The organism is Rhizobacter sp. P3_B12 (assembly GCF_056402895.1).
Window position 1 is genome coordinate 1 of the sequence record NZ_JBFUGN010000331.1, and the last position, 5,936, is coordinate 5,936.

General features: G+C 73.6%; 4 protein-coding genes. All 4 read right to left on the reverse strand.

Annotated features, from left to right (window positions below; translation table 11 throughout):
- A partial coding sequence (locus tag AC1D01_RS17535; RefSeq protein ID WP_477868446.1) for a TubC N-terminal docking domain-related protein occupies positions 1–233 on the reverse strand: 233 nt, incomplete at its 3' end.
- A 5-nt stretch (positions 234–238) separates the two neighbouring features.
- The gene (locus AC1D01_RS17540; RefSeq protein ID WP_477868448.1) at positions 239–1,162 is read right to left on the reverse strand and encodes a DMT family transporter; all 924 of its coding nucleotides are present in this window, start codon (positions 1,160–1,162) and stop codon (positions 239–241) included.
- 2 nt (positions 1,163–1,164) lie between these two features.
- Positions 1,165–2,130 (reverse strand): DMT family transporter, encoded by a 966-nt coding sequence (locus AC1D01_RS17545; RefSeq protein WP_477868450.1) that lies wholly within the window; start codon positions 2,128–2,130, stop codon positions 1,165–1,167.
- Positions 2,127–5,936: SDR family NAD(P)-dependent oxidoreductase (locus AC1D01_RS17550; protein ID WP_477868452.1), on the reverse strand; the 3,810-nt coding region annotated here is incomplete at its 5' end. The genes AC1D01_RS17545 and AC1D01_RS17550, both read right to left, overlap by 4 nt.

Here is a 5,936-nt window from a genome sequence, read left to right on the forward strand (position 1 = left end):
GGCTGCTCCTGGTGCACGAACCACAGCGCCTGCTGCGGGTGCGACAGCGGCGCGCTGCGCGGCTGCTGCGCCGCCTGCGCGCGCAAGGCCGCCAGCACCTCGTCGCGCCGCGCGCCGATCTGCGCCCGCAACTCGGCCGACAGCGCCCCCTGCGGCGCACGGAAGCGCAGCCGGTTCCCCTCGAACCACAGCAGCACGCCCTGCGCGGCCAGGACGGAGAGCAGATCGGTCACGGAAGTCACTTGAGGACGGTCCTTTCAGCAGACGGTTGCCACAACCACAGTGCCAGCAGCGCCAATGCGATCCACACCGCGCCGAGCAGGTCGCGGTGCGAGAAGGCTTCGCCGGCGGCGCCCCACTCCACCAGCGCCATGCACAGCAGGTGCACATGCAGCGTCGGCGCCACCTGCGCGACCGGCGCGCGCTCGCAGGCCCGGTCCAGCGCCCACAGCGCGAGCAGGCCGACCGCGCCGATGCCGACCAGCAGCGCCGCATCGTGCAGGTTCGGCGTGACCCACACGAAGGGCATCAGCGGCGTCAGCAGCGCGAACACGCCGAGCGCGGTGAAGAACAGGTTGGCCTGCACCGGCTCGTCGCGCAGCGAGCGCGTCATCACGACGTAGACGCTGAACGACAGCGCCATCACGAACGGCAGCACCGCGCCGGCGAGCGACTGCGGCAGCGAGGGCTCGGCCATCACGGCCGCGACACCGCTGCCGATCGCGGCCACCGCCCACACCCAGCGCGGCACGCGCTCGCCCAGCGCGAAACGCGCGAGGCCGATGATCATCAGCGGCGCGACCCAGAACAGCGCCCACACCGTGCCCGCCCGGTCGCCGGCCGCGAGCGACAGCGCGAAGCTCGCCGGCATCACCAGCATCAGCACCGAGCGCGACAGCTGGAAGCCGACGCGCCGCGTGCGCCACAGCCGCGACGCCCGTGTCGGTGACCGCCACCCGACCACCAGCAGCAGGCAGGCCAGGTGCACCGCATAGCGGCACCACACCACCTGCATCAGCGAGTAGTGCAGTTGCAGCCGCGCGCCGAACACGCCTTCGACGAAGGCCCACGCCAGCGCGAACAGCGCGAGCAGCAGCATCGCGCTGCGGCCCGGGTCGCGCCGGACGAACGAGGAGGCGAAGGCAGGCAGCGCGAGGTGCATCGTCAGGGCCTCGTCTCATCGTCCAGCGGCACCGGGCCGGTGGCCGATTCGAGCGCCATCGGGCCGGTCATCGGCGCGCGGCGTGTCGGCAGATCGCGCGCCACCGCCGCACGCCACAGCGCGAACGCGATGCCGCCGACCAGCGCCAGCCCGAGCGCGATGCGCAGCGACGGCAGGTGCCCGCGCACCGCCAGCGACACCACCGTCAGGCAGGCCACGTGCACGTACAGCGCCGGCGCGATCCACGGCAGCGGCGAGCGGCGCAGCGCATGCTCCAGCAGCCACAGCGCGACGAAGCCGAACACGCCGAGCGCAGCGAACACCAGCGCATCGTGCAACGAGGGCGTCACCCACACGCCCGGCAGGAACGGCAGCACGCCCAGCAAGCCGCCGAGGCCGACGTAGAACAGGTTGGTCATGACGGGCTCGTGCCGCAGCGAGCGCGTCAGCACGAGGTAGGCCGCGAAGGCCAGGCCCATCAGCAAGGGCACCACCGAGGCCTGCAAGGTGGTCGGCCGGGCCGGCTCCAGCATCGCGACCGTCGCGCACAGGCCGGCGGCAGCGGCGATCCAGACGAACAGCGGCGCCTTCGACAGCAGCCAGCCGCGCGCCAGCACCAGCGCGAACACCGGCGCCACCCACAGCCCGGTCATCGCGAGGTGCGGCGATGCGCCCTGCAGCAGCGCGACACCGAACGACAGCGGGATCGCGAGCATCAGCGCCGACCGAACCAGTTGCGCGAGCGGCCGGCCGGTGCGCCACAGCGGCGTCCTGCTGCGCCAGCCCCACACCGCGCCCATCAGCGCGAGCTGCACCGCGAAGCGGCAGCCCTCGATCTGCAGCACGTCGTAGCCGCCCTGCAGGCGCGAGGCGATCAGCTCGAGCAGCGCCCAGACGGCCGAGAACGCGAACGCGAAGCCCAGCGCCGCACGGGCCGACGGGAGGCGTGCGCGTTTCGGACGGCTCACAGCGAGCCCTCCTCGAACGCGGCTTGCGGCGCCTGCGCCGGGCCCGCCGCCAGCGCCGTGTCCGCCAGCACCGATGCCGCAAGCGTCGCGATGCTCGGCCCCTTCAACAGCGCCGCCACCGCGACCTTCGCCTTCAACGCCGTCTGGATGCGGTTGCGCAGCTCCATCGCCATCAGCGAATCCATGCCCATCTCCATCAGCGAGCGCTGCGGGTCGACCTGGTGCGAGGCCGGCAGGGCCAGCACGCGCACGATCTGCTCCGACAGGAAACCCACCAGCAGCGCGAGCCGGTCCTCCACCGGTGCCTGTGCCAGCTGCGCGAGGATGTCGACCTGCGGCGCCCCGCCGGCCGGCGCCGCAGCCCGCGCCGGCGCCGCCTGCACCAGCTCGCTGAAGAACGGCCCGAGGTTGCGCGGCAACCGCGCGCGCACCAGCGGCATCGCCGCCATCTGCGGCGACCGTGCCGACGCGAGCATCTGCTTCATCATCGCGACGCCGTCGTGCGGCGCGATCATCCCGAGCCCCATCGCGGCCCAGCGCCGGCGGTGCTGCTCGCCGATGCCGGCGGCCATGCCGACCTGCGACCAGCTGCCCCAGTCGATGCTCAGCGCGTGCTGGCCGCGCGAGCGCCGCAGGTGGGCCAGCGCATCGACGAACGAGTTGGCCGCCGCGTAGTTGCTCTGCCCCGGCGAGCCGAGCAGCGCGGCACCCGACGAGAAGCCGATGAAGAAATCGAGCGCGAGGTTCGCGGTGAGTTCGTGCAGGTTCCAGGTGCCGCGCACCTTGGGCGCCATCACGCGGGCGAAGCGGCGCATGTCCTGCTCGGCCAGCATGCCGTCGTCGACCAGGCCGGCGGCATGGATCACGCCACGCAGCCGCGGCATCTGCGCCGCGATCTGCGTGACGAGGCGCGTCATCTGCCCGGTGTCAGCCACGTCGGCCTGCGCGACCAGCACCTGCACGCCGCCGGCCTGCAGCGCATCGATCGCCGCCTGCGTCTCGGGCGACGGCGCGCGCCGGCCGACCAGCACCAGGTGGCGCGCGCCCTCGGCGGCCAGCCACTGCGCGCTGACGAGGCCCAGCCCGCTCAGCCCGCCGCTCACCAGGTAGCTCGCGTCCGGCCGCACCGGCGGTGCGCGGTGCTGCGTGACGACGATCTTGCCGACATGGTGCCCCTGGCCCATGTAGCGGAACGCCTCCTCGGCGCGCTCGATCGGATACAACTTCTGCGGCAGCGGCTGCAGCACGCCGGTCGCGAAATCGGCCAGCAGCTCCTGCAGCATCTCGCGCACGAACAGCGGCCGCGCCGCGGCGATCTCGCCGAGGTACAGCGGGTGGTAGCGGCGGCCGGGGAACTCGTCGGCGACGCGTGCGGTGTCCCAGATGCCGGTCTTGCCGATCTCGATGAAGTGGCCGCCCGGCTTCAGCAGCCCGAGGCTCGCGGGGATGAAATCGCCGGCCAGCGAGTTCAGCACGATGTCGACGCCCTCGCCGTTCGTGTCGCGCCGGATGTCGTCGACGAAGCTCAGCGAGCGCGAATCGGCCACGTGCTGCACACCGAGCCGCTGCGCGAGCGCCCGCTTGGCCGGGCTGCCGGCGGTGCCGAAGATCTCGGCGCYGGCGCGCTTCGCGAGCTGCGCGGCCGCCATGCCGACGCCGCCGGTCACCGCATGCAGCAGCACGCGGTCRCCCTTCTTGATGCCGGCCAGGTGCTTCAGCGCGTACTCGGCGGTCAGGAAGGTCACGGGGATGGTCGCGGCCTCGGCAAAGCTCATCTGCGGCGGCTTCAGCACCGTCAGCGAGGCCGGCGCGAGCACCCAGGTCGCGAAGCTGCGATCCACCATCGCGATCACCTCGTCGCCGACCTTCAGGTCATCGACGCCGGCGCCGACCGCGGTGATCACGCCGGCACATTCGTTGCCGAGCGGGCCCGGGTCGCCGGGGTACATGCCGAGCGCGTTCAGCACGTCGCGGAAGTTCAGCCCGGTCGCGAACACGCGGATCTCGACCTGTCCGGCGCCGGGCGCCTCGCGCGGCACCGGCTGCAGCGCCAGGTTCTCGAGCGAGCCGCGCTCGGTGATCTCGAGGCGCAGCGGCTGGTCATCGGGCACGAAGACGCCAGGCACCAGGCGCGCGGCCAGCCGCGTGCCGTCGCGCAGCGCGACGCGGTCTTCGGCATCGGCCTGCCAGACACTGGCGAACAGCAGCTCGGCTTCGTCGGCGCGCACGACCGGGTCGAGGTCGATGCGCACGCAGCGCGCGAGCGGGGCTTCGGAGGCGACGACGCCGCCCAGGCCCCACACGGTGGCCTGCACCAGGTCGGGCACCGAGCCCTGCACCGGTTGCGCGCCGCGCGTGACGAGCCAGCGCCGCGCGCTCGAATCGCCGAGCGCCTGCGCCGCGTGCAGCAGGTTGCCGAGCAGCAGCGCCTGCGCGTTCTCCATCGCCTCCAGCGTCTGCGCGACCGGCGGCACCAGCGCCCACAGCACGACGACGCCCTGCAGCGGGCGCGGGTCGGCCTGCGCGGCCTCGTCGATCGCGCGGCGGATCTGCGCGCTGTCGGCCGCATCGACCTGCCAGCCTTCGGCGAGCGCCGCGAARCCATCGCCGCGGTAGACCAGCGCGACGCCCGCGCCCTCGGCCTTCAGCCGCGTCGCGAGGCCGGCACCGACGCCGGTGCGGTCGGCCAGGATCAGCCAGCGGCCGGGCGTGTCGCTGCGCGCCTCGGTGAGCGGCGTGGCGCGCCAGTCGGTCTCGAAGGCCCAGTCCGGCACCGCACTCGCAGCCGGCATGCCGGCCACGCGCTGCAGTGCCTCGTGCGTGATGCGGCGCAGCTCCAGCCCGGACAACTCGGCCAGCACACGACCGTCGTCATCGAGCAGCGTCAGGTCGGCGCGCAGCACATCGGCCTTGCGCCCGGCGGGTTCCACGCGCACCTGGCACCAGGCCTGTGCGACGCCACCGCTGAACACGCGGTAGCCGGCCAGCCCGACCGGCACGCAGATGTCGTCACTGCCGAGCGGGTCATCCGCCCACGGCAGGCCGAGGCCGATCAGCTGCAGGCAGGCATCGAGCAGCGCCGGGTGCAGCACCAGGTCGGCGGTCGACAACGCGGCCGGCAACTGCACGCGGCCGAGCACCTGGGTGCCGTCGCGCGCGATCGACGTGATGCCGCGGAACGCCGGCCCGTAATGCGCGCCCTGCGCGGCGAGCTTGTCGTAGTACGGCTCGACCGGCTGCGCCGGCGCACCGGCCAGCCGCCACGCCTCGCCGACCGCCGGCGCATCGCCGCGGCCGGGCAGCAGCGTGGCACTCGCATGCAGGCGCCAGGCTGCGTCATCGGCGGCGCGGCTGAACACCTGCACCGTCTGCGCGTCGGGCGCCACCGCGTCGGCCGGCGTCACGACCACCTGCAGCGTCACGCCGCCCTGCTCCGGCAGCACCAGGCCTTCGCGGATCGCGAGGTCCTGCAGCCGCACGTCGTCGCCACCGCTCACCTCGCGCGCGGCGGCCTGCATCAGCTCCAGGAAGCCGGTTGCCGGGAACAGCGTGAAATCGAAGATGCGGTGGTCGGCCAGCCAGGGCTGGTCGCCGAGGCCGATCGTCGCCTGGAAGATCGGCAGCGGGCTCGCGACCACGCCGCCGAGCAGCGCGTGCGGCACGCGGGTCGCACCGAGTGCGCTGCCGGCCGTCGCGGTGCCGCTGCGAGGCTCGAAGTTTTGCCAGTAGTGCTCCCGCTGGAACGGATAGCCCGGCAGCGTCGCGCGCGGCCGATGCCCGCCCTGCACCGCGGCCCAGTCCGGCCG